The sequence below is a fragment of the Aquabacterium sp. genome (genome assembly GCF_050725395.1).
In the GTDB taxonomy this organism is placed as follows: domain Bacteria; phylum Pseudomonadota; class Gammaproteobacteria; order Burkholderiales; family Burkholderiaceae_C; genus Aquabacterium.
Window position 1 is genome coordinate 194,314 of record NZ_JBOHHL010000003.1, and the last position, 23,315, is coordinate 217,628.

Consider the following 23,315-nt stretch of genomic DNA (forward strand, 5'->3'; position numbering starts at 1 on the left):
CAATTCTCAGCGGAGCACCATCATGGCCAAAACAGCCACCTTCGGAGTCATGCACGTGGGCACATCATTCGCCGTGACCTACGCCATCACTGGCAGTGCCAGCGTGGCCGGCATCGTGACCTTTGTCGAGCCCGCGGTCAACACGGTGATGCACTACTTCTTCGACAAATACTGGGACCACCACGCGACCAAGGCCGGCTCTGAAGCCGCGGCCTTGGGCGCCCCCTGAGGCGCCGCCGATCACTTCTCGACGAAGGCGCGCTCGACCACGTAATCGCCAGGCTCGCCTTGAGAGGGCGAAATGTGGAAGCCACGGGCGTCCAGGATCTTGCACAGGTCGGTCAGCATGGACGGGCTGCCGCACATCATGGCGCGGTCGGTGGCAGGGTTCAGCGGTGGCAGGCCGATGGCCTCGGCCATCTTGCCGTTCTCGATCTGGTCGGTCAGGCGACCCTGGTTGCGGAACTCTTCGCGCGTCACCAGGGGGTAGTAGATGAGCTTGTCGCGCACCAGGTCGCCCAGCAGTTCGTGGTCGGGCAGTTCTTCGCTGATGAAGTCGTGGTAGGCCAGCTCGCTCTTGTAGCGCACGCCATGCACCAGCACCACCTTGTCGAATTTCTCGTAGGTGTACGGGTCCTGGATGATGCTCATGAAGGGCGCCAAGCCAGTGCCGGTGCCGAACAGGTAGAGGTTCATCGCGGGCTTGAGGTCGTCGACCACCAGCGTGCCCACGGCCTTGCGGCTGACCAGCAGCTTGTCGCCGACCTTCAGGTGCTGCAGGCGCGAGGTGAGCGGGCCGTCCTGCACCTTGATGCTCAGGAATTCGAGGTGTTCTTCGTAGTTGGCGCTGGCCACGCTGTAGGCGCGCATCAAGGGCTTGCCGTTGACTTCCAGGCCAATCATCACAAAATGGCCGCTGGCGAAGCGCAGGGCGGGGTCACGCGTGGTCTTGAAAGAAAACAGCGTGTCATTCCAGTGGTGGACGTGGGTAACAGTTTCTTGATTGAAAGCGGCCATGAACAGTTCCTGCAAGGCTTGCGTTTTTGCAAGCCGGACTCTCGAAAACCCTCCATTGTCGCCCAGCTTTGAAGCCCCTGACAAATGCCCCGCCACAGCACCCCTGAACTTCGGGGATTTGATCCGCTATGCTGGGCCGTGACGCCAATGAAGGCTTTTTGATTTTTCCGCCATGTCCGCAGCCCCTGCCCCGACCACCCCCTTTGCCGATCCGCGCGCCGCCCTGGTGGTGTTTTCCGGTGGACAGGATTCCACCGCCTGCCTGGCCTGGGCCTTGAACCGCTTCAGCCGGGTCGAGACCATCGGCTTCGACTACGGCCAACGCCACCGCGTCGAGATGGACTGCCGCGCTCCGGTCCGCCAAGCCATCGCACAGACCTTTCCGGCATGGGCTGGCCGCCTGGGCGAGGACCACGTGCTGGACCTGGCGCTGCTGGGCCAGATCTCGGACACCGCCCTGACCGAGGACCGCGCCATCGAGATGCAATCCAACGGCCTGCCCAACACCTTCGTTCCGGGCCGCAACCTGCTGTTCCTGACCTTTGCCGCCTCAGTCGCCTACCGGCGCGGCCTGAACGTGCTGGTGGGCGGCATGTGCGAGACCGACTACTCCGGCTACCCCGATTGCCGTGACAACACCCTCAAGGCCTTGCAGGTGGCCCTCAGCCTGGGCCTGGCCGCGCCGATGACGGTCGAGACGCCTCTGATGTGGCTGACCAAGGCGCAGACCTGGGCCCTCACCGATCAACTGGGCGGCCCCGCCCTGAACGACCTCATCGTCGAGCACACCCACACCTGCTACCTGGGCGACCGCACGCACCGCCACGCCTGGGGCTTTGGCTGCGGCCAGTGCCCGGCGTGCGAGTTGCGCCGCGAAGGCTTCGAGCAATGGACTGCTACGATCATTTGATCCTTGAATGGCTTGGGAGGCCTTGACTTGAACACCACACAGATCGTCACCATCGCGGTCATTGCCTTGATCGTCTTCTGGGGCGTGGGCGCCTACAACCGCTTGGTCAAACTGCGCAACGAGATCACCAACGCCTTCGCGCAGATCGACGTGCAACTCAAGCGCCGCCACGACCTCATCCCCAACCTGGTCGAAGTCGCCCGCAAGTACCTGGAGCACGAACGCGAGACCCTGGAACGCGTGACCGCTGCCCGGGCGCAAGTCGTGGCGGCCACCGACCTGGTGCGGGGCCAGCCCAACCAGGCCGGCCCGATCAAGAGCCTGAACCTGGCCGAAGGCGTGCTCAGCAGTGCCATGGGCCGTTTCCAGGCCATCGTCGAGGCCTACCCGGAGCTCAAGGCCGACGAGTCCCTGCGCGACCTCAGCGAGGAGCTGACACACACCGAGAATAAAGTGGCTTTCTCGCGCCAGCTTTTCAACGATTCCACGCTCGACTACAACAATGCAGCCCAGCAATTCCCGGCCAACATCGTGGCGGGGGCGTTTGGCTTCAAGGAGGCCACCATGCTGCAGGCCACCTCGACCGACGCCGAACGCGCTGGCGTGAAAGTCGCTTTCTGATCACTGTGAACAACGGGCAGTCTCGCCGTTAACCATGAAATTCCGACAGCACCAGGAACAGGCCCAGGCACAAACCTTCAAATTGTTCGCCTGGTTCGCCGTGCTGTTGGCGGGCCTGGTCCTGGCCATCAACGGCCTGCTGGCACTGGCCTACAAACTGCTGATGCCGCTCAGCCACGGCTACCCCGCCTTGTTCTTCGAAACCAACTCGGCGGTGGTGCTGCTCTTCGTGCTGGGCGGTTGCGTGATCGAGACCCAGCGACTGCGCGAAGGGGGTGGCCAGCGCGTCGCCCACTGGATGCACGGCCGGCTGGTCAAAGACCCGGACGACGCGCTGGAGAAGCGCTTGCTCAACGTGGTCGATGAAATGGCCATGGCGTCCGGCCAGACCGTGCCCCACGTCTATGTGCTCACGCGCGAAGACGCCATCAATGCCTTCGTCGCGGGTTGGTCGCCCGAGGACTACACCCTGTGCGTGACCCGCGGCGCGCTGGACCGCCTCACGCGCGCCGAACTGCAGGGCCTGGTCGCCCACGAGTTCGGCCACCTCAAGGAAGAAGACCTGCCCCTGGCCATGCGCCTGCTGGCGCTGGTGTGGGGCCTGTCATTGGTGCATGGCTATGGCCAGACCCTGATGAGCCCTGACGACAACGGCCACGTCAACCCCGTGCGCTGGCTGATCGGCATTGTCTTTTCCGTCGTGGGCTGGATGGGCTGGGGCGCCGGGCGCCTGCTGCAGGCTGCCGTGGCCCGCCAGCGCGAGTTCCTGGCCGACGCCAACGCCATCCAGTTCACCCGCACGCGCGATGGCTTGGGCAATGTGCTGCGCAAGATCTGGTTCGATCAAAAGATGATGGCTGGCCAGATGCGGCATCCACAGGCCGACATGGTGGCCTCGCTGCTGCTGCACCAATCCAAGTTGTCGCGTTGCATGGCCACCCACCCACGTCTGCCCGAACGGATTCGGCGCATTTGCGGCGCGGTGCTGGGCCCCATGCCTGCCCCGCTGCTGCGGCTTGAAAAGGCCGAGCCTCGCCGCCACCCCACCGTGGCGCCGGAAGGCGTCATGCTCGCCGCGGCCACCACATCGCCGTCCCAAGCCCCGCCACTGCCCGCCCCTCCGGACGACACCGATTGCATCGGCCGGCTCAGGCGCCTGGCCGGGCCGCGCGAAAAACGCATGGCCGTGCTGGCGCTGATGATGTCGGCGGGCAACCGCGATGAACACAAGCTGTGGCTTCGCCTGGCCGAAGGCCTGACCCATGCGCAGCAGATCCTGGACGATGTCCAAGGACTGAGTGCCGGACGCCTGGTGCCCGAGTTCGAGCGCCTGTGCAAAAGCATCGCCGGTGACCCGATCAGCGACCGCCGTGCCCTGGTGGAAGCGGCCCGCGACCTGCTCAAGGCCGATGGCCGCGTCAGCCCCCGAGACCGCCTGTGGTGGCTGGCCTTGCGCCACCACATGAGCGACAAGAAGAACAACCGCCCCTTCATGCGACCGGTGACCGGACAAGGCCGAGAACTGGCCGACCTGCAGGAAGACGAGTTGGCCCACGTCATCGCCCTGACCGCCTACCTGGCCCGCTTCGTTCCGGAGGTCGAGGTGCAAGGGCTGCTGGCCGCCACCAGCCGGGCCTGGTATGCGCGGGTCATGGCACGCTGTGCGCCTTCCCGCGATTTCAAGCCCGATGGGCTGATCCCCGATGCCGACGCCCTGATGCACGCCCTGGCAGGCGTTCAGGAACTGTCATGGATGATCCGGCCCGTGCTGTTGCGGGCCTGGGTCGAAGAAGCCTTGAACCACAGCCCCGGGGGCTTGATGTCCCATGACACGGCCAATGCCTTGCGGCTGATGGCGAGCCTCATCGACTCGCCCATGCCGCCGGCGCTGGCATCGCACTATCCGCGCGACTGACGCACCGCCCGAAGGATCAGACGTCGGCGTCCTTGGCCTCTTTGCCGCCACCACTCGACTTGGGCAAGCGGGTCAGGCCCAGCAAGCCATTGCGCAACTCTTCAGGGGCCGCGGGGCCGATGTACATGCGCAGGTAGATCTGGTAGGCCAGCTCGCTGTTGATGGCGTTGTTGCTGGCCGCGCCAGGCATGGCACTGGTGTCCAGCATCAACTGCTTGCCGTTGATGTAGCACATCCAGCCCTTGCCCGGCACCCAGTCCAGGTTGACCACATCGCCCTTGCTGACCCGCTTGACGGCGCTGTAGGCGGCGCCCACCTGGCTGATCTCGTTGATCAGTTGCTTGAACTCGGCGTCGGTCGAGTTCTGCTTGAAATCCGAGATGAAGATGCGGGAGATGGTCGACGAGGTGAACTCTCGCAGGATGTTGAGTTGGATGCGGCGGATGCCGTTGAGCTTGAAGACCGCGTCGGGCGTGGTGCGCTTTTCCGGCAGGTAGAGCGCGGTCACGTCGGCCTTGAAGTAGCCTCGCTTGCGGACCGCCGCGCCATTGAGCACCAGCTTTTGGCCATAGGCCGTGATGGTTTCCTCCAACGGCACCCCTTCGAGCTCGACGGTGGCCGCCTCGGCCGGGGTCGCCAAAGGCACCAGCGCGGCCGCCATGGCCGCCGCCATCATCTGGCGACGTTGTTGCTCGAAAGGGGTTAGAACGATACGGCCATCTTGCATGATGTGACCACTCCTACAGCACGGAACTCAAGCTACCCGCGAGGCGGGACACCCCTGGCCACAACCAGGGGGGAATCAATGGATTCAGGACACCGACGAGGTTACAGGGGCTTGGACAAGGTCAACCAGAAGGCCTGGCCCTCGGTGCGATTTTTTGCACCGAATTCCTTCAAGAATTTGCCTTCCAGCAGGAATTCGCCACCATTGGCCAGCCAGCCCAGGGCCGGACCCGCCGCGTAAACGCGCATCTTGTTGCCGGTGGACAGGTCGGCACTGTTGGCCAGCAACATCCGCTGGGCGACGGAATAGCCGGTCAAGTCCTGACTGTCGTCCGTGAACTGTTCGACCACATAGCCTTGCAAGCCCAGCCGGATGTCTTCGCTCACGAATTTCATCGCCTGGTAGTCGATGTTCAGCACATTGCCCGAGCGGTAGCCGTTGTCCTTGTTGCGCGTGTTGAAGGACAGCAGCAGGCGGGCGCCCACGTCCCAACCGTCGCCCACGAAGGCGTATTGCACCGAAGGACGGAAGGTGTAGAAGTTGCCGAAGCCGGCGTTGGCACGGCGGCTGGCGTCGTAGTCGCCGGTCGGGATGATGACGGTGGGCGCCACCGTCATGTGCTGGTGGTCGCCGATTTCCAGGTGCCAGATGGGCGAAACTTCCAGGTCGCCGATGCCGTAGGTGTCGCTGCTTTTCGCGGCGATGCCCGCCTGCACTGCCCGCGGCAAAGACGTGACGGCGGCGCTGGCGCCAATGCCGTTCAAGGTCGCCACGTTGGCCGCTGCCAGCGTCGGCACCGTTGACGACAGTTCAATCTCACGGCGCACCAGAGGAAGCATGGCGGTGAACCCGATGTTGCCACCCAGCACCTGCTCGCTGCTCAAGTAAGTGATGCGAGGCAGGATGGCGTACGTGTCCGTCTTGATGCCGACCTTTGCACCGCTGTAGTTGATGCCTTGCGGGAAAAAGCCAGCGCCCGTGGGGCCCAGTGCCGTTGGCGAGGCGAGCGCAGCCTGAGGGATATTGCCCGACTGCTGCAACTGCTTGCCATCATTGCCTTTGATCTTGCTCGCGTGGTAAGCCACCATCGCCACCTGTCCATACCAGCCGGGCACCAGGGGCGAGGTCATGTCGCTGCCACCAATGCCGGGTGAATAACGCTGGTTGCCGTTTTCGGCCGCCAGAGCCACCGAAGACGCGCTGATGGCCGCGGCCAATGCCACGGTCTTGAGGGTCAGCATGCGGGCCGACGATCGATCACGGCGAAAGGTGTTCATACAGACAGCTCCTAATGAATTGAATTCGTTCAACGGGGTTTCTCGAAGAAAAATGCACGTTGCAAAAAGTTTCTTCTGCAATATCGGCCTAACTGTGCCCTGCTTGACCCCAAATGTGTGCGCGAAATGTCGCACCGGCGCGACAAGCATCGGTTGGAGTGCACGGGAAATGCACCCCAGATCCGTCCAAGCAACTGGGATCGACCCTGAAAAGGGGATTACTCGCCTTCGCCGAACTTGTCGTTGATCAGCGCCACCAGGGCCTTCATGGCCTCTTCTTCGCGGGCGCCATCGCATTCCAGCTCCACCGCCGAGCCGAGGCCGGCGGCCAGCATCATCACGCCCATGATGCTTTTGGCGTTCACGCGCCGGTCATTGCGGCTCATGAAGACATCGCAGGGGAAACTGCTCGCCAGCTTGGTGAATTTGGCCGAGGCGCGGGCATGAAGTCCCAGCTTATTGCTGATGCTGACGGTGGTCTTGATCATTGATGGGCTGACTGGCCTGATTTTGGGGTCGATTGGAGCCGATCTGCATGACGCCCTGCGTGCCACCAGCCACCGCGCGGGCGATCAAGGTGTCGAGGGACTCGCCAGCGTAATTGAGCGCGCGCCACAACATGGGCACGTTCACGCCGGTGATGACTTTGACGCGAGAGCCATCGGACAGGCGCTGAACGATGTTGCACGGCGTGGCGCCGAACACATCGGCCAGGATCAGGGCCTCGCCACGGGCATCGGCTTTCTGCAAACGCTCCAGGATGATCCGGCACTGCGCTTCGATTTCGTCGGGCGGCAGGTTGGCGGGCACATCCAGGATCTGCATGGCCTGCGCCGCCTCGGGGAAGCAATGCTGCGCCGCCAGCTTCAGGGCAGAAGCCAGCGGGGCGTGCGCGATGAGGAACAGGCCGGGCATGCAACGATTATGGGCTGCTCACTCCGAAAATTTGAAGCCCTGGATGAATGTCTCTACTGCGTCGGTGGAATCCTTGGCATTCGCCGGCGGTATCGGCCGCCACAGCGTCGCTTGGTACACCATCAAACCGTGGGAAAAATGCCACGCATGCACTTCGAGGGGCACGCTGCCGCCTGAGTCTGCAGGGCGCCGCCCCACCAGACGCCAGTGGCGCGACAGTTCGTGGGGCGTCATGCCCACGACCGTGGCGGGCCCCACATCCTGGGCGGTCACCACGGCGGAAGCGTCAACCGGAGAGGCGCCGCTGCCCATGCGGGCCAGCGCCTCCAGGTTGTCGCGCAGGGCGCGGTTGTCGGCGGCCAGGGCCAGGGGCACCCGGCCTATTTCCTGCGCGTCGAAGTAGCTGAGCGCCCAGGTGGCTTCACCCACCTGACACGACACCAAGTGCAGGGTCACGGGCGGGCCGGGCAAGGCGGGCAATTTCACCTGCCGATCGGCCTGCGTGGGCTTGCAAGGAAACAGGGCCTGCAAACCCGGCGCGTGCGCTGGCCGTACCGTGCGCCAGTCGAGGGCAGGGCTGCAGCCTTGCAACATCAGACAGGCAATTGTCGACATTGCTGCGCAATTCCGGCCAAAGCGTGTTTTTTTCATGGTTCCGATTATGAACAGGGCCTGGGTTGCACCCAAGCGTGGGATGGACAAGGCCCCTCACGCGGCCGAAACTGACTGCGAAGTAACGGCAGTCCTTTCCCATGAACTCGTCTCCTTTTTCCTCGACCCGGTCGATGGCATCCAAGCAGGATGCCCGCGCCGACGCGCCGCGGCCGAGCGAGCCTGACCGGGAATTGGCGCGCTGGCAGGAGTTGCTGGCCCAGGCCGGGCGCGAATTGGCCGAACCATTGACCACAGCCCTGGAGCGCGTGGCCACCCTGACCACCACGGGCCGCATTGACCGCGCCGGTCTGCGCACACTGCTCGACGAGGTGGACCGGGCCCGGCAAGCCGGCATCTGGTGCCAGCAGATTTCGCGCTTGGCCTCGGGCCGCGTGCGCCAAACACATGAGCGGGTGCACCTCACCAACACCATCCAGAGCGTGCTGGCCCACCGGGCGCGGGAGCTTCAGGCCCGCGGCATCCACATCGTCCAGTCCTTGCACGAGCTCGAGGTGCAGGTCGATGCTTCCATGCTGCACGGCTTGCTGAACGCCCTGGTCGAATGGTGGCTGGGTTGCGCCCAGGGCTTGGTCGATGTGCGCATCGACACCGGCGGTTGGTCGGACAATGCCTCGCTGGTCTGCCAGTTTCAACACCGGTCACCCGATTTGCCACCCGAGCAGCACAACCCCGCCCTCGACAGCATGAGCTGGCACTTGCTGGATCAGACGGCCCGCACCCTGGGCCTGGTGCAACAACGGAAGATCACCGCGTCGCAAGTGCAACTGCGGCTGGAATTTCCGCGCGCCGCCCATGCGCTGGTCGCCAACGTCGGCGGCGACACGCCCAACGCGGGCTTCGCTGATTCGATCAACTCCAAACCCCTCGCTGGTTGCCACGTGCTGGTGATGGCCGCCCGCCGCGATGTGCGGGGGCTGGTGCGCGAGTCCATCAAGTCCATGGGGCTGGTGATCGACTTCGTGAACTCGGTGGCCGACGCGGTCGAGTTCTGCCAGGAAGGGCTGCCGCACGGCATCGTGTTCGAAGGCAAGCTCAAGACACCGGCGTTCATGCGGCTCGTGGAAAGCGTGCGCCGAGAAGTGCCCGAGTTCGTATTCATCGAACTGCTGGACGAAGGCCAGGCCTTCGAGATCTCCAGCATCAGCCCCACCGGCATGGCCCGCGTGGGTCACTCGGCCGTGGCCACGTCACTGCCCTCGGCCCTGGTTTACGAGCTCACACGCATCATGTGATGCCGTGGGCCACAGGCCCGTCTGTTCCGTTCACGCCGGCTCGGCCAGCAATTGCCCCAGCAAGGTGTGAAGGGCCTCGAAATCGGGCTCGCCGATGTAGCGCTTGACGATCTCGCCCTTCTTGTTGACCACGAAGGTGGTGGGCGTCAACTGCACGGGCCCGAAGGCCTTGGCCAGATCACCCGTGTGGTCCATGACCACCTTGAAGGGCAGTTGACGGCTTTGCGCGAACTGGATCACATAGGCCGGCGGGTCGTACTGCATGGCCACCGCCAGGGTCTGCAGGCCTTGTGCCTTGAACTTCTGCTGCGTGGCAACCAGTTGCGGCATCTCCTTGACGCAGGTGGTGCAGCTGGTCGCCCAAAAGTTGATGAGGGTGACCTGCCCCTTCAAACCGGACGTGCGGTGCTGGCTGCCATCGATCTGCGTGTAGGGCAGGTCGGGCAGGGGCGACTGCGTCCCGCCCAGACATCCGGCCAGAAACAGTGGCAGAGCCAGGGCGATCAAGGCAAGATGTCGTCTGTTGGAATTCATGTGGATCACTCAATGCACCGTCGTCGAATCATATTCTCGTCCGTCCAGGCTTTGGTGGGCAGCACGGCATTGTCCTTGCTGGGCGCCTCTGGCGCACGGGCCGCGGCGTTCAGCCAGGCAGATGCCAGTGGCGCCTTGCGCGCGGCGCTGGAGCGTGGCGCGGACATCGCCGTCAAGCAACTGGGACAGGTCAATGGCTTCATGAGCAACGACAAAATCCGCATTCCCTTGCCCGAGGTGTTGGAGAAAGCCGCGCCCCTGCTGCGCGCGGTCGGCCGCGGCCGCCAGATGGATGAACTGGTCACCTCGATGAACCACGCGGCCGAGAACGCCGTGAGCATGGCGCTGCCCTTGCTGCGCAACGCCATCAAAAACATGTCGGTGCAGGATGCACGCCAGATCCTGACGGGCGGCGAGCATGCGGTGACGGACTTCTTCGCCGCCAAGACCCGCGAGCCTTTGGGGGTGCAGTTCACACCGCTGGTCGACAAGGCGGTCGAGAAACTGTCGCTGGCCAAACGCTACAACGAGCTGGCGGGCAAGGCCAGCGGCATGGGCCTGATCAAGGGCCAGCAAGCGGCCACCGTGCAACAGCACGTCACCAGCAAGGCGCTGGACGGGCTTTACTTCGTGATCGGCGAGGAAGAGCGCCGCATCCGCAACGACCCCGTCGGCACGGGCAGCGCCCTGCTCAAGAAGGTGTTTTCGGCGCTGTAGCCGGGGCCGCCTGCGAAGGGCCCGCGGCCGGCGCGAACAGCGGACGCTGCACGCGCTCCACCTGCGGGTCGGCCCATGAACCGGTGATGCTGAACTGGCGAGTGCTGGCCTCGGCCACCTGTTTGCGCAGCAGCACCTGGGCGATGAAGGTGCCCAGGCCAATGGCCGGATTGATGACCGCGTAAGCCAGCGAGGCCGTGCCCGCGTTGACTTCCGGGACCACGAAGACGTGCAGGTTCTGGGTCTCGCGGGCCAGGTCGGCCTGGCCTTCCATCATGACCACGGCCTGCACGCCCCGCATGCGCAGGTTGCGGGTGTGGGCCACGCCCTGCTTGATCGACACATCGCCATCGATGGCATCGAAGGCGAAGCCCTGTTGGAAGACATCGCGGAAGTCCAGCACCAAGCGGCGCGGCAAGGACTGGAGGCTGAGCACGCCCAGCAGCTTGGCCATGCCAGGGTCGACCTTGAGGAACTGCCCTTCCTGGATGTCCACCGACAGCTCGCCGGACATGGTCGCGGGGTTGGGTTCCAGGGGAGAGCCCAGCCAAGACACCTGCCCCGTGAGCTTGCCTTTGCCGGCCTTCAAGGTTTGAGGCAAACCCAGGCGGCCCAGCAAAGCACCACTGTTGCGCAGGTCCAGCGTGAAGGTGAAGGCCGCTTTTTGCTGCGGCTTGGCGGTGGACGCCAGGCCGGCCCCGCGGCCCACGGCCATCCAGTTGCCGCTGGCATCGAGCTGGGCCTCGGGGTTGCTCATCCGCAGCTTGTTCAGACGCCATTCAGGCTGCCATCCGCCACCGGCCATGGGCACCAGGCGGTTGATGGCCTCGACCTCCATGCGGCCCAACGGCAGGCCTCGCCACTCGAACTCGTCGATCACGATGTCGAGCGCCGGCACGGTGGTGGGCTCGGGGGTCAGCAACTGCTGGGCGGCCTGGTCTTCCAGCGCCTCGGCTTCGGCCGCCGGCACGGACAGGCGGGACAAGCGGGCCACGATGCGGCTGCCGGCCGGCCCACTGGCCAGGGGCGCGGTTTCAGGCCGCACCTCGATCTGCCCCACCAGTTGCTCGGAATCGATCTGGGCGCGCCAGATGCCCGGGTTGGGGTGGGCCAGCGTGGCCGACACATGGCGCAGATTGCGTTGCTGGTAATTCAACAAGGCGGTGCGCAGGCTCAAGGTGTCGGGCAGGTAGTCCTCGCCCGGGCCCGTGGCATCGGTGGCGGGCGAGCGCACCACGCGGGCCATGCCTTGCCAGGCGTCCAGGTCCAGGCTGGGCACCGCCACCTGCGCCACCACACCCTTGGGGGGCAAGGACGACACCGCGATCGCGCCCGCCCCGGCGGTCGATTGCACCAGGCTCAAGACACCGCGCGTGACTTTGGGCGAAGCACCGCTGACGTCGCGGCGGTACTCAGCGCGCAGCCAGGGCAGGCCGGCGGCATTGGCCGACGCGGCCGAGCCCAATTCCACCAACACGGCATCACTGAGGCCTTTCGGGTCATCGCCGCGGTGGGTCAGCGTCAAGGGCCAGGCCATGTCGGCGCGTTTGCTCAAGGGAGCCGGCAGGTCCACGGCCAGGCCTTGCAAGGTCGACACCACCTGGAGCTCAGGCTGGGTGGCCGCGGTGGCGGCCGGATCGGCGGACTTGGGCAAGGCCACGGTCACCGTCACAGGGGTCTGGCCCGTCATGCGCTGGGCCAGTTGGGCCAGCGCCGGCCACTCGCTGGCCGTGCGCAAGCCCTCGGCCGTGACCAAGCCCTGCGCGACGAACTTGGGCGCGCCCGTGGCGTCCTGCTGGCCTTCCACGCTGATGTCCTGCCCCCAGACATTGGCCACGGCAGAGACCTTCAAGGTCTTCTGCGTGAAGTCGACGTGGCCCCTGACCTTTTGCAGCAACGGCACGCCAGGATGCAAGCGCAAGCCCGCCTGGTCTGACTCGGCCAGGCTCACCCGCCCGCGCAAACCGGTGTTGTCGGTGTGGTTCAGAGGGATGTCCAGGGCCAGTTGCAAACTGCCATTGCCCGTGCCTTCGGCTTTGTGCAGCAGGTTGCCGGTCCAAACGCCGACGGGAGACACCGCCATGTAGCGCAACAGGTCGTTCAAGGGCCCTTGGCCCTGGCCACGGATCTCCAGGTGCGGATCGTCGGAGGCCAGGTTTTCGATGCGGCCCTCGACATCGCGCAGCGTGAAGCTGCCGGTGCCCAGCCCCCCCAGTTGCGCCTTCGCGCCCTGGATGCGCAAACGCAGGCCTTCGAAGACCAGGTCGCCGTCCAGGCCGGTGAACGCGGGCCAGAGCGTCGGGCTGGTGCCGTTGGGATTCTGCAAACCGGCTGGCACGTAGTCCAGGGTCACGTTCTTGGCCGGCACATGCACCCGGAAACGTCCGCCGTGGTCGTCCTTGAAAGGGAAACCGGCCAGGTCGCCCTTGACCTCGAAGGTGACTTTCTCGCCGCGGCCTTCGCGCACCGCCATGCGCACGTAGTCGCGGGCATGGAAGGGGATGACCGAAGGCAGGTAGCGCCACACGCGGTTGGCCTGGCCCCAGGCCAGCTTGCCGTCCAGGTCCAGGTGCCCAGGAAAGCGCTTGTCCAGGCCCGGCCCCGTTTGCCAGGTGGCCTGCAGCTCGCCTTCGGCGTCGTCGTTGGCGAAGGTGGCTTTCCTGACGTCCACGGCCAACTGCGGCGGCAGGCCTGACTGGGAAGAAGGCGTGATCTGCCAGCCCACCTGAGCAGACATGGCGGTCAAGGGGATGCGCGGCTCATCGAACGCGCCGGGCAACTCGACCCATCCCTTGGCGATGGTGACCGAGGCTTTCCCGCCATGTTCGTCGGCCTGGAGGTCGATGTCCGCCTCGGCCAATCCAGGCCGGCCTTTCGAGGCCGAGGCGGCCCAGCCAAAGTCCTTGATCTGTCCTCGCGCCTGGTACTGGCGAGGATCGTCGGCCGGGCCTTCCCAGCGCCAGGTCAGTTGGCGCCCCACGCCTTGGGGCGCGAGGTCCGCCAGGGTCCGGCGCATGGGGGCCGAGATCGGCAAGCGGTCGGCCAGCCGGGCCAGCACGCCCAGGTCGAGGCGGTCGGCACTCACCTGGCCGCCCACGGTCTGGCGCCAGACATCGGCGTTGATCTGTCCCTGCAGAGGCGCGTGGCGCCATTCCATCCTGGCCGAACTGGCGGGCCAGCTCAAACCTTCGGCCGTGGTGAACGCCAGCTTTTCCAGCGCCACCCGCGACATGGTCCGCTCGCTCTGGGCCGTGATGCGGCCACTCAGGCGTTTGAAGGCCAGGGGCTGCAGGCCCTTTTCAAGCCGGATGCTCACGTCCTGCACGTCCAGGTCCATGGCCAGGCTGGTGGGCCGCCCGTGTTCGAGCGCCAGCTCGGCCCCCATGCGGCCACGGCCACCCTCCACATCGATGGGCAGGTCAACGTGGGCGCGCAAGGACTGCACGTCCGCGTGCGGCAGGGTCACCGCCAGGTCGCCCGACCAGGTCGACCAATCGGTGACCCTGGGCGCACTGCCCCACCAACGCCGCCACCACGGGAGGTCGGGCGCGGACGCGGAAGAAGCGGCTTCTTGGGGACTCAAGGTCCACAAAGGCTGCGTCATCCGGGCCTTGACCTCGATCCGCTGCCCGAACTGCGGCAAGGGCGTGGCCAGCAGAGACAAATGGTGCACCTGCTTGCCCAGACCGGGATGGCTGCTCAAATCCAGATCGACCTTCTGCAGCACCAGCGTGGGCGCCTGCCGCATTTCATCCGTCCAGCGAACGGTGCCCTGCTCGATGCGGATCAGGTGCTGCGAGAGCACCCAATCCAGCACGCGCTGTTCGCCCGCCACTGGCGAACGGGGCGCCAGCTTCAACCCCGCCACGTGCAAATCGCCCGACTTGTCGCGTCGAACCTGCAATTCGGGGCGGACCAGCACCAAGCGGTCCAGGCGAACCTCCTGGCGCCACAGGGCGGTCGGCGAGAGGCTGCGGGGCGATATCCGCGCGGTCACCTCTGGCAGGCGCAAGGCCACGCTGCCCCGCTCGTCCAGCAAAGCCACTTCTTTCAGCGACAACACGGGCGACCAGCCCTCGGCGCGGCCGGAAACCGCGCCAATGTGCACAGGCACCCCCAGTGCCTTTGTGGCTTGTTGGGCCAAGGCCTCACGCCACTGGCCGATTCGGGGCAGAATTTGGAACAACAAAGCCCACCAGGCAACCGCGGCCATGACCAGCAGCACCGCCAGCGTCAGCAAGCACCACCGCCCACCTCGGAGCAGCGAACGCAGCCTGCTCGCTTCGGGATTGCTGGAAGAATCAGAAAAAGTCGTGGGCATGAAACAAAACTGTCGTCCAGGCGGGCCAAATTCGCCATTTTGTGAAACGCAACTGCCCTACCATCCCGGAATCAGTTGCGGGGCCCGACAATCGATCACCCTAGCACAGACCCTCACCTAGGCTCATGGGCTTCACATTCTTTAACCCCATCGACCCGGCGCCGTCCCGGGCCAAAGCGGACCACGCGCGCTTCGTGCAGCGCATCCGCCGCCGCTACGCCGAGGAACGCGAGGCATTCGCCCAACACGCGCCCGGCACCCCCACCGAAAGCACCATCGCCGAACTGATCGACCACCTGCTCGAACAAGGGCGCGCCCTGCCCTCCGCCTTGCGCGTGGCCCGCCAGTTGGTGCTGGAACGCCTGGCCTGTGTCGACGTCGAGCAATCGTGCGAGCTGGCCGACGTGACCATGGCCATGACCGAACTGGCCCAGGTCACGCTGGAACGCGCCCTGGCCAGCGCCCAGGAAGAGTTCGACGGCATCCACGGCGCCCCGCTGAACGAACACGGCCAGCGCATCGACCTCTGGGTCATCGGCATGGGCAAGCTGGGGGGCCGCGAACTCAACGTCTCGTCCGACATCGACCTGATCTACGTGTACGAGGACGACGGCCACACCACGGGCATCGACGATGGCCGGGGTGGCCTGCAGGGCCAGATCAGTGCGCACGAGTACTTCTCGAACGTCGTCAAACGCATCTTCAGCCTGATCGGCGACACCACCGAAGACGGCTTCGTCTTCCGCGTCGACCTGGCCCTGCGCCCCAATGGCAACTCCGGCCCGCCGGTGGTCAGCCTGGCCATGCTGGAAGAGTATTTCCTGGTGCAAGGCCGCGAGTGGGAACGCTTCGCCTGGCTCAAGAGCCGCATCGTGGCGCCACGCGCCTGCATGCCGCGCGGCGCCCGGCATGCGCGCTCGCTGGCCCTGCGCGATGTCGTCATCCCCTTCGTGTTCCGCCGCTACCTGGATTACGGCATCTTCGAAGGCCTGCGCCAGTTGCACCGCAAGATCCGCGACGAGGCCAACCGCCGCGCCGCCGGCCGTCCCGAACGCGCCAACGACGTCAAGCTGTCGCGCGGCGGCATCCGCGAGATCGAGTTCACCGTGCAACTGCTGCAGGTGGTGCGCGGCGGCCAGTTCCCCGAGATCCGCACCCGCTCCACGCTCAAGGCCCTGAAACGCCTGGCCGCGCGCGGCCTCATCTCCGACAGCACCGCCGACAAACTGGCCCAGTCCTACACCTTCCTGCGCCACGTCGAGCACCGCATCCAGTACCTGGACGACCAGCAGACCCACCTGCTGCCCACCGACGACGCCGACCTGGCCTGGATCGCCGCCAGCCTCGGCCTGGGCAAGCCCAGCGAAGACCGGCCCGGTTGCGACAGCGGCACCTGCCAGCTGCTCGACATCCTCTGCCACGTGCGCGAGCTGGTCGCCACCGAGTTCGACGCCCTGCTGCACGAAGGCAACGCCCCCAGCAGCAAGCCCGGCGGATGCCGATCGTGCGGCGGCCCGCCCTTGCCGGTCGACAGCGAGGAGTTCATCGCCAAGCTGCCCGAGCCCATCGCCGCGCATGTGCGCACCTTCGCCGCCCAGCCCCGCGTCAACCTGCTCAGCGACACCGCCAAACTGCGCCTGGCCAAGCTCATCGGCCGCGCCACCCTGCTGGCCTACACCAGCGAAGACTGCACGGAAGCCACGCCGCAAGACTGCCTGGGGCAGGACGCCGTCCTGCGCTTCATCGACTGGCTGACGCCCTTGCTGCGCCGCGACAGCTACCTGTCGCTGCTGGCCGAACGCCCCGAAGTCCTCAAGCGCCTCCTGCGCCTGCTGGGCCTGGCCAAGTGGCCCATGCGCTACCTGATGCTGCACCCCGGCGTGATCGACGAACTCGCCGACCCGCGCTTGATGGAAGGCCGCTTCGACCCCATCGCCTACCAGCAAGACCTGCAAGACCGCCACCGCGGCTGGGAACGCGCCGGCCAGGCCGATGAGGAGGCCTTGCTCGACACCCTGCGCCGCGCCCACCATGCCGAGATCTTCCGCACCCTGGTGCGCGACGTCGAAAAACTGCTGACGGTGGAGCAGGTCGCCGACGACCTGTCCGCCCTGGCCGACGCCACGCTCGACATCACCCTGAAATGGGCTTGGGGCCACCTGCAACAACGCCCGCCCAAACAGGCCCGGTACGCGGTGGGCCGCGAGCCGCACTTCGCCGTCATCGCCTACGGCAAGCTGGGCGGCAAGGAGCTCGGCTACGGCAGCGACCTCGACGTGGTCTTCCTGTTCGACGACAGCCAGGACCGGCCCGAGCCCAACGCCGACCCCGACACCCCCGACCCGATCGACGCCTACCTGGTCTTCGCCCGCAAGGTCATCAACTGGCTGACCCTGCGCACTTCGGCCGGCGAACTGTTCGACATCGACACCGCCCTGCGCCCCAATGGCAACGCCGGCCTGTTGGTGACGTCCTTCCATTCATTCGACGACTACCAGCGCCAACGCGGCAGCAACACCGCCTGGACCTGGGAGCACCAGGCTTTGAGCCGCGCGCGCTGGTGCGCCGGCGACCCGGCCCTGGCCGCCCAGTTCGAGACCACACGCCGCGCGATCCTGTCCTCCATCCGGGACAAACAGGCCTTGGCCGAGGAAGTCCTGGCCATGCGCGAGCGGATGCGCGCCGCCCAGACTTGCCCACCCGGCAAGTTCGACATCAAGCACAGCACGGGCGGCATGATCGACGTGGAGTTCGCGGTGCAATACCTGGTGCTGGCCCACAGCCACGCCCACCCCGGCTTGCTGGACAACGTCGGCAACATCGCCTTGCTGCTGCGGGCCGAACAAGCCGGCCTGCTGCCCCTGGGCATCGGCGAGAAGGCCGGGCAGGCCTACCGCGAGTTGCGCCGTGTTCAACACCGGGCGCGGCTGGACGAGTCGCCTGTCCAACTGGCCGGCGATGCCAAGGACGCCATTGAACCCCACCGGGCGGCGGTCTTGCGCCTTTGGGACACGGTGTTCGACAGCAACGCCAGCGCGGCCTCGGCGTGACCCAGCGCCCTTTCGGGCCACTGGCATGGACTGGCATCGCCTTGCTGCTGGGGTTGCCCGCCTTGCTCGCGCTGCTGCTTCATCCCCAGCCCTCCGACGCCTGGGCGCTGCACCCCAGCGCTGGCCTGCACCAGGGCCCCTGGCGTTTCTGGACCTGCGCCTGGGTCCACGCCAACCCACGGCACCTGGCCGCGAACTTGGCCGGCCTGGCGCTGATCGCCGGCCTGGGCTGGCTTCTCAGGCTGCCTCCGCGGGCCGCCCTGGCCTGGGGACTCGCCTGGCCCCTCACGCACCTGGCCTTGCTGCTCGACCCTCGGCTGGGCAGTTATGTGGGCCTGTCGGGTGTCCTGCACGCGGGCCTGAGCGTCATCGCCACCAGCCTCATCGCCCAACCCAAGCGCACGGACAAGTGGACCTCCACCTATGGCTGGGCTTTGCTGCTGGGCCTCCTCGCCAAGTGCTGGCTCGAAAATCCCGACTGGCAAGCCCTGCTGCCCCGCCCCGGCCTGGACATGAACGTGGCCCCCATGTCGCATTGGGCCGGCGCCTTGGTCGGCATTGGTATCACATTGACACTGTCGTTACCCAAGCGACACGGCTACTCGCAATCCCGCCCATGAGGCTGCGCCAGCCCACCGTACACTCGTTGGTTGGACTCTGAAACAGGGAGTTCAGGGAAGTCCCCAGGGAACTTACCGCCTCTCAGGCGGGTCTCTCTGCACGATCGAGTCTCCACAAATCATCAACTTTCAAGTTTCAGCCCCTTTATGCACACCAACCAGCCAACCTTTGCTCGTCATCGCGCTCTGCAACGCGCAGCCCTGGTCCCCATCGTGGTGGCTGCGGCCCTCCTCGTCGCCGGTTGCGGCAAGGACGGCAAGGAAGGCGGCAAAGCCACGCAGAGCGCCGCCCGCGTCAATGGCGAGGAAGTCACCGTCCACCAGATCAACATGGTGCTGGAGCGCCAGCAAGGCCTGAAGCCTGAACAAGCCGAACCCGCCAGCCGCCAGATCCTCGAAGGCCTGATCGACCAGGAACTGGCCCTGCAAAAGGCCACCGAGCAAAAGCTCGACCGCGATCCGCAGATCATCCAGATGCTGGACGCCACCCGCCGCAACCTGCTGGCGCGCGCCTACCTTGAAAAGACCGCCGCCGCCAGCGTGGGCACGCCTTCTTCCGAAGACGTCAAGAAGTACTTCGACGAGCACCCTGCCCTGTTCGCACAGCGCCGCATCTACATGCTCCAGGACTTCACCATCCAGGGCGACCCCGAGCAAATCAAGGAAATCACGCCCAAGCTGCAGGTCACCGACAGCTCGCAAGGCTTCGTGGATGTGCTCAAGAACAGCGGCCTGAAATTCGCCGTGAACCAGGTCACCCAACCCGCCGAAGCCCTGCCTCTGAACCTGGTGGACCAATTCGCCAAGCTGAACGATGGCAAAGGCATGTACCAGGCCCTGAATGGCGGCCTCAAGGTCGTGCTGGTGGCCGCCAGCAAACCCCAGCCCATCAGCCTGGACCAGGCCAAGCCCATGATCGAACGATTCCTGACCGAATCCCGTCGCCAGGAATTCATCCAAAAGGAAACCAAAAACCTGCGCTCCACCGCCAAGATTGAATATCTGGGCAAATTCGCCGAGAAACCAGCCGGCGCGGCATCGGGTGCTGCCTCGGCAGCCGCCGCCTCGGCGCCAGCCGTCGTGGCCAGCAAAGCCTCGTCGGCCAATGGCATCGATCCAGCAGCCCTCAACAAGGGACTTTCCGGCCTGAAATAATTTTCACGCCGAAATAGCCAAAGATTTTGCATCTGGCTGCAAGCTACGGGGAAAGCCAAATGGTTTTCCCCGTCTTTTTTGACAGCAGAGCAGAGCCATCACTCCATACAATCCAGGGATGGCCCAGGAGTACGCCGCATGACGTTCAATCAGTTTTTAAGAATTATCCGAGCCCGCTGGATTTTGGCATTGGCGGTTTTGACTTTCACCGTTCTCGCGACCCTGGCTGTCAGTTTGATTCTGCCCAAGAGTTTCACCGCGAGTTCCACCGTGATGGCCGACGTGCGGCCCGACCCCGTCTCCGTGCTGACCGGCTCGGGCATGGCGAACACCAGCTACCTCGCCACCCAGGTCGACATCATCAAGAGCCCGAGCGTGGCCCAGCGCGTCGTGCGCAACCTCAAGCTCGCCGAAAACCCCGTCATGCGCCAGCGCTGGGAAGGTGAAACCGGCGGCAGGGGCGACTACACCGCCTGGCTGGCCGGCGTGATCGGCCGGGGCCTCGAAGTCAAGCCTTCGCGCGAATCCAACGTCATCGAGATCGTGTACGAAGGCTCGGACCCTGGTTTCGCCGCGGCGCTGGCCAATGCCTTCGCCAAGGCCTACATCGAATCCACCGTCCAGATCCGGGTGGACCCCGCCCGCCAATACGCGGACTTCTTCGAAGAACGCGCCAAGCTGTCCCGCGAGAAGCTGGAAAAAGCCCAGTCCCGGCTGGCCAGCGCCCAGAAGGAAAAAGGCATCGTGGCCACCGAAGAGCGCGTGGACGTCGAAACCGCGCGCCTGACCGATCTGGCCGCCCAGGTCACCGCCCTGCGCGCCCTCAAGGCCGATACCGGCAGCCGCAGCAGCCAGGCCAGCACCAACCCCGAGCAGATGCAGGATGTGCTGACCAACCCCGTGATCGGCAGCATGAAAGCCGACCTGGTTCGTCTGGAAGGCCGCCTGCAGGAGCTGTCCGAGAAGTACGGCGATGCGCACCCCACGGTTCAGGAAACCCGCGCCAACATCGCCACCCTCCGCAGCCGCCTCAACACGGAAACGGCCCGGGTCACCGGCAGCGTCCGCATCAACAACTCGATGGCCGGCAGCCGCGAAGCCCAGGCCGTGGCCGCCTTTGAAGAGCAGCGTCAGCGCGTGCTCAGGCTCAAGGACGCCCGCAATGAATTGCAAGTGCTGGAGCGCGAAGTCGACACCGCTCAGCGCATCTACGACTCGATCCAAGCCCGCTTGAGCCAGACCACCCTGGAGAGCAATGCCAGCCAATCGGGCATCTACCTGCTCAGCACGGCCACCGAACCCACCAGCGCGACCTCGCCCCGCGTGTTCCTCAATGTGGCCGTGTCGATCGTGCTTGGCACGCTGCTGGCCCTGATGGCCGCGCTGACCGTCGAGTTGTTCGACCGCCGCGTCCGTGGCGCGCTGGACATCGACCAGGCCCTGGAGTTGACCGTGGTCGGTGTGCTGCCGGCACCTTCGTCCAAGGTCCGCAACAAATTGTCCATCGGCCTGAACCGCAAACCACCAGGAACGGGGCTGCAGTCTTCGTTGAGCAACCACAGCAACATCGAACCTGCTCAAGGCTGAAGTACATGAACACGAATTTCCACGCTTCCCGCTTCAGTTCCGTTCAGGACAACGCCTCTTCCGATTTCCAGGAGACGCAGCAGCTGTCCAGCGAGCGCTCGATCGGCGAGATCATCAGCGAAGCCAACAAGCTGTCGACCGACCAGATCGAACAGATCCTGGTCTACCAGAAAGACAATGGCGTGCGCTTCGGCGAAGCCGCCGTGGCCCTGGGCCTGGCCAACTCGGACGACGTGCTGTGGGCCCTGGCCCAGCAGTTCCACTACCCCTACGCCTCCGAGGGTAAAAACAGCCTCAACCCGGAACTGGTGGTGGGCGCCAGCCCTTTCACACTCCAGGCCGAAGCCTTCCGCACCATCCGCAGCCACCTGATCATGAAGATCTACAGCGACGAAGGCCCTCGTCCGGCGGTGGCGGTGCTCAGCCCCGACAGCGGCGACGGCAAGACCTACTTCGCGGCCAACCTGGCCGTGGCCTTCTCGCAGTTGCCCGGCCGTACCTTGCTGATCGACGCCGACATGCGCAACCCGCGCATCCACGAGCTGTTCAACCTGTCCAGCCGCAGCGGTGGCCTGTCGTCCATCCTGTCAGGCCGGGCCGCGTCCAAGGTCATCCAGTCGGTCAAGGAACTGCCCAACCTGTTCGTGCTGCCGGTCGGCCCCACGCCGCCCAACCCGCTCGAACTCCTGGAGCGCCCGGCCCTGGGCTTGCTGCTGCGCGAACTGAAGACCAAGTTCGACCGCATCATCGTGGACACCCCGGCCTTGAGCCTGGGCACCGATGGCCCCGTGATCGCCGCCAAGTGTGGCGCGGCCCTCGTGGTGGCGCGCCAGAACCAAAGCCGCGTGCCGGCATTGCAGAACCTGGTCCGCACCGTGAAGATGAGTTCGGCCAAGATCGTTGGCGCCATCGTCAATGAATACTGAAGACGCACGGGCCGCTGAGCCACAGCAGCAGCCCGGCCGACCTTGAGGTACCTGGGCCTGCAGGCCGGCAGAGGAATCGCCGCCTGCCTGGTCGTGCTTCACCACATCTCGGGCAAGCTGGTCCATGCCCAGCCGGACGCTCCCCTGTTCCTGGGCGGCTTCTTCGATTTCGGCTGGGTGGGCGTGGATTTCTTCTTCGTGCTGAGCGGCTTCATCATCGCCCACACGCTGAGTTCGCGGCCCACCGCCCAGGATTTCATGGTGCGGCGCCTGATCCGCGTCTACCCGCCCTTCTGGGTCGCCTTTGCGGGCACCTTGCTGATCGCCTTGCTGCTGCCCTCCCTGCGAAGTTCCGTCCAGAACTTCACGCCCTGGCAATGGGTGCTGGGCATCACCCTGCTGCCGTCGGGCCACAATGAGCCGGTGATCGGCGTGGCCTGGACCCTCCACCACGAGGTCTTCTTTTACGCGATGGCCGGGCTCTGGATCATCGCCCCCCGAACGGTGCTGGCGGTCGCCACCGTGCTGCTGGCGATGCCCTTGTTCGCGGCGCAGACCACCTTCCCTTCGAGCTTCTTCGCGTCCGCGCTGCACTGGGAGTTCGTCTTCGGCATCCTGGCCTACCTGGCGCATCGCCGCATAGGCCCGCGCACGGCGGGGTGGGTGTGCCTGGGTGGCCTGTTCTGGCTCCTGGTCACCTGCGCGCTGGTGACGCCCTTCAACTACGCCGAGGGGCGCCTGCGGGTGTTCCAGTTCGGCATCGGTTTCGGCATCCTGGCCCTGGGGGTTGCTGCGCTCGAACACCAGAAGGCCGTCGCGGGCCAGCACAGCGCCGGCCTCCTGACCCGCCTTGGCGAGAAACTCGGCGAATGGAGCTTCGCCCTCTACCTGCTGCACATCCCCATCATCCTGGCCACCCTGAAAGCAGGCGCCGCGCTGGGCATCAGGGGTGGGGGCCTGGTTCATGGCGCGGGCATGCTGGCCTTTCTGCTGTGCATCGCAGCCGCGGCCATCTACTACCGGGGTGTCGAACGGCCGTTGCTGAAGAAACTGCTGGCGGCGCAGCACAAACCCCTGCACGCCATGGCACACCAGCAAAACCACCTGGAAGCCTGA

At 65.5% G+C, this 23,315-nt stretch carries 20 protein-coding genes; 12 read left to right on the forward strand and 8 right to left on the reverse strand.

Translation table 11 applies throughout. The annotated features are described in order from the left end of the window. Positions 1-22 precede the first annotated feature (22 nt). Positions 23-229, forward strand: a complete 207-nt coding sequence (locus ACREB4_RS03525) for a DUF2061 domain-containing protein (RefSeq protein WP_431586805.1) — start codon at positions 23-25, stop codon at positions 227-229. A gap of 11 nt (positions 230-240) precedes the next feature. Here ACREB4_RS03525 and ACREB4_RS03530 read toward each other — a convergent pair whose 3' ends face one another. Next, the gene (locus tag ACREB4_RS03530) at positions 241-1,017 is read right to left on the reverse strand and encodes a ferredoxin--NADP reductase (protein WP_431586806.1); all 777 of its coding nucleotides are present in this window, start codon (positions 1,015-1,017) and stop codon (positions 241-243) included. A 172-nt stretch (positions 1,018-1,189) separates the two neighbouring features. Here ACREB4_RS03530 and queC point away from each other — a divergent pair, with 172 nt between their 5' ends. From queC to ACREB4_RS03545, 3 genes are read left to right on the forward strand one after another with little or no spacing between them, the layout of a single operon-like run. Then, positions 1,190-1,927: a 7-cyano-7-deazaguanine synthase QueC gene (gene queC / locus ACREB4_RS03535; RefSeq protein WP_431586807.1), complete on the forward strand. Its 738-nt coding sequence runs from the start codon at positions 1,190-1,192 to the stop codon at positions 1,925-1,927. Between the two features lie 27 nt (positions 1,928-1,954). After that, positions 1,955-2,548, forward strand: coding sequence for a LemA family protein (locus ACREB4_RS03540; protein WP_431586808.1), 594 nt, complete (start codon positions 1,955-1,957; stop codon positions 2,546-2,548). Between the two features lie 34 nt (positions 2,549-2,582). Then, the gene (locus ACREB4_RS03545; RefSeq protein WP_431586809.1) at positions 2,583-4,463 is read left to right on the forward strand and encodes a M48 family metalloprotease; all 1,881 of its coding nucleotides are present in this window, start codon (positions 2,583-2,585) and stop codon (positions 4,461-4,463) included. Between the two features lie 16 nt (positions 4,464-4,479). On the opposite strand, the gene ACREB4_RS03550 is transcribed toward ACREB4_RS03545, so the two are convergent. From ACREB4_RS03550 to ACREB4_RS03570, 5 genes are all read right to left on the reverse strand, one after another. After that, a complete protein-coding gene (locus ACREB4_RS03550) occupies positions 4,480-5,190 on the reverse strand; it encodes a chalcone isomerase family protein (protein WP_431586810.1) in 711 nt (236 codons plus the stop codon). A 101-nt stretch (positions 5,191-5,291) separates the two neighbouring features. Next, positions 5,292-6,467, reverse strand: a complete 1,176-nt coding sequence (locus ACREB4_RS03555; protein ID WP_431586811.1) for a SphA family protein — start codon at positions 6,465-6,467, stop codon at positions 5,292-5,294. A gap of 218 nt (positions 6,468-6,685) precedes the next feature. Further along, positions 6,686-6,955 carry an HPr family phosphocarrier protein gene (locus tag ACREB4_RS03560; RefSeq protein WP_431586812.1) on the reverse strand — a complete coding sequence of 90 codons (270 nt, stop codon included), beginning with the start codon at positions 6,953-6,955 and terminating at the stop codon, positions 6,686-6,688. Then, positions 6,924-7,382, reverse strand: coding sequence for a PTS sugar transporter subunit IIA (locus tag ACREB4_RS03565; RefSeq protein WP_431586813.1), 459 nt, complete (start codon positions 7,380-7,382; stop codon positions 6,924-6,926). The genes ACREB4_RS03560 and ACREB4_RS03565 overlap by 32 nt, the downstream gene beginning before the upstream one ends. Positions 7,383-7,400: 18 nt before the next feature. Then, on the reverse strand, positions 7,401-7,976 hold the full coding sequence (locus ACREB4_RS03570; protein ID WP_431586814.1) for a hypothetical protein: 576 nt from the start codon (positions 7,974-7,976) through the stop codon (positions 7,401-7,403). A gap of 191 nt (positions 7,977-8,167) precedes the next feature. Here ACREB4_RS03570 and ACREB4_RS03575 point away from each other — a divergent pair, with 191 nt between their 5' ends. Then, positions 8,168-9,289, forward strand: a complete 1,122-nt coding sequence (locus tag ACREB4_RS03575) for a hypothetical protein (RefSeq protein WP_431586815.1) — start codon at positions 8,168-8,170, stop codon at positions 9,287-9,289. Between the two features lie 30 nt (positions 9,290-9,319). Here ACREB4_RS03575 and ACREB4_RS03580 read toward each other — a convergent pair whose 3' ends face one another. Beyond that, positions 9,320-9,823 carry a TlpA disulfide reductase family protein gene (locus ACREB4_RS03580; protein ID WP_431586816.1) on the reverse strand — a complete coding sequence of 168 codons (504 nt, stop codon included), beginning with the start codon at positions 9,821-9,823 and terminating at the stop codon, positions 9,320-9,322. A gap of 12 nt (positions 9,824-9,835) precedes the next feature. Between ACREB4_RS03580 and ACREB4_RS03585 the strand changes: the two genes are divergently transcribed. Further along, positions 9,836-10,540, forward strand: coding sequence for a DUF4197 domain-containing protein (locus ACREB4_RS03585; RefSeq protein ID WP_431586817.1), 705 nt, complete (start codon positions 9,836-9,838; stop codon positions 10,538-10,540). On the opposite strand, the gene ACREB4_RS03590 is transcribed toward ACREB4_RS03585, so the two are convergent. After that, a complete protein-coding gene (locus ACREB4_RS03590; RefSeq protein ID WP_431586818.1) occupies positions 10,515-14,861 on the reverse strand; it encodes a YhdP family protein in 4,347 nt (1,448 codons plus the stop codon). The two genes, ACREB4_RS03585 and ACREB4_RS03590, sit on opposite strands and share 26 nt — an antisense overlap. A 125-nt stretch (positions 14,862-14,986) precedes the next feature. Between ACREB4_RS03590 and glnE the strand changes: the two genes are divergently transcribed. The 6 genes from glnE to ACREB4_RS03620 all read left to right on the forward strand — a co-directional run bounded on the left by glnE (position 14,987) and on the right by ACREB4_RS03620 (position 23,315). Continuing rightward, positions 14,987-17,911, forward strand: coding sequence for a bifunctional [glutamate--ammonia ligase]-adenylyl-L-tyrosine phosphorylase/[glutamate--ammonia-ligase] adenylyltransferase (gene glnE, locus ACREB4_RS03595; protein WP_431586819.1), 2,925 nt, complete (start codon positions 14,987-14,989; stop codon positions 17,909-17,911). Then, entirely contained in the window at positions 17,908-18,531 is a 624-nt protein-coding gene (gene rrtA / locus ACREB4_RS03600) for a rhombosortase (RefSeq protein ID WP_431586820.1), read from the forward strand. The genes glnE and rrtA overlap by 4 nt, the downstream gene beginning before the upstream one ends. 147 nt (positions 18,532-18,678) lie before the next feature. Continuing rightward, positions 18,679-19,686, forward strand: coding sequence for an EpsD family peptidyl-prolyl cis-trans isomerase (locus ACREB4_RS03605; protein ID WP_431586821.1), 1,008 nt, complete (start codon positions 18,679-18,681; stop codon positions 19,684-19,686). Between the two features lie 138 nt (positions 19,687-19,824). Beyond that, positions 19,825-21,273 (forward strand): chain length determinant protein EpsF, encoded by a 1,449-nt coding sequence (gene epsF, locus ACREB4_RS03610; protein ID WP_431586822.1) that lies wholly within the window; start codon positions 19,825-19,827, stop codon positions 21,271-21,273. A 5-nt stretch (positions 21,274-21,278) separates the two neighbouring features. Continuing rightward, positions 21,279-22,199: a polysaccharide biosynthesis tyrosine autokinase gene (locus ACREB4_RS03615; RefSeq protein WP_431586823.1), complete on the forward strand. Its 921-nt coding sequence runs from the start codon at positions 21,279-21,281 to the stop codon at positions 22,197-22,199. A 42-nt stretch (positions 22,200-22,241) separates the two neighbouring features. Then, a complete protein-coding gene (locus ACREB4_RS03620; RefSeq protein ID WP_431586824.1) occupies positions 22,242-23,315 on the forward strand; it encodes an acyltransferase family protein in 1,074 nt (357 codons plus the stop codon).

Bases quoted from the DNA above. Each gene is read 5' to 3' on its own strand.
- ACREB4_RS03525 (WP_431586805.1), top strand. From the start codon at position 23: ATGGCCAAAACAGCCACCTTCGGAGTCATGCACGTGGGCACATCATTC.
- ACREB4_RS03530 (WP_431586806.1), bottom strand. From the start codon at position 1,017: ATGGCCGCTTTCAATCAAGAAACTGTTACCCACGTCCACCACTGGAAT.
- queC (WP_431586807.1), top strand. From the start codon at position 1,190: ATGTCCGCAGCCCCTGCCCCGACCACCCCCTTTGCCGATCCGCGCGCC.
- ACREB4_RS03545 (WP_431586809.1), top strand. From the start codon at position 2,583: ATGAAATTCCGACAGCACCAGGAACAGGCCCAGGCACAAACCTTCAAA.
- ACREB4_RS03550 (WP_431586810.1), bottom strand. From the start codon at position 5,190: ATGCAAGATGGCCGTATCGTTCTAACCCCTTTCGAGCAACAACGTCGC.
- ACREB4_RS03555 (WP_431586811.1), bottom strand. From the start codon at position 6,467: ATGAACACCTTTCGCCGTGATCGATCGTCGGCCCGCATGCTGACCCTC.
- ACREB4_RS03560 (WP_431586812.1), bottom strand. From the start codon at position 6,955: ATGATCAAGACCACCGTCAGCATCAGCAATAAGCTGGGACTTCATGCC.
- ACREB4_RS03565 (WP_431586813.1), bottom strand. From the start codon at position 7,382: ATGCCCGGCCTGTTCCTCATCGCGCACGCCCCGCTGGCTTCTGCCCTG.
- ACREB4_RS03570 (WP_431586814.1), bottom strand. From the start codon at position 7,976: ATGTTGCAAGGCTGCAGCCCTGCCCTCGACTGGCGCACGGTACGGCCA.
- ACREB4_RS03575 (WP_431586815.1), top strand. From the start codon at position 8,168: ATGGCATCCAAGCAGGATGCCCGCGCCGACGCGCCGCGGCCGAGCGAG.
- ACREB4_RS03580 (WP_431586816.1), bottom strand. From the start codon at position 9,823: ATGAATTCCAACAGACGACATCTTGCCTTGATCGCCCTGGCTCTGCCA.
- ACREB4_RS03585 (WP_431586817.1), top strand. From the start codon at position 9,836: ATGCACCGTCGTCGAATCATATTCTCGTCCGTCCAGGCTTTGGTGGGC.
- ACREB4_RS03590 (WP_431586818.1), bottom strand. From the start codon at position 14,861: ATGCCCACGACTTTTTCTGATTCTTCCAGCAATCCCGAAGCGAGCAGG.
- glnE (WP_431586819.1), top strand. From the start codon at position 14,987: ATGGGCTTCACATTCTTTAACCCCATCGACCCGGCGCCGTCCCGGGCC.
- ACREB4_RS03605 (WP_431586821.1), top strand. From the start codon at position 18,679: ATGCACACCAACCAGCCAACCTTTGCTCGTCATCGCGCTCTGCAACGC.
- epsF (WP_431586822.1), top strand. From the start codon at position 19,825: ATGACGTTCAATCAGTTTTTAAGAATTATCCGAGCCCGCTGGATTTTG.
- ACREB4_RS03615 (WP_431586823.1), top strand. From the start codon at position 21,279: ATGAACACGAATTTCCACGCTTCCCGCTTCAGTTCCGTTCAGGACAAC.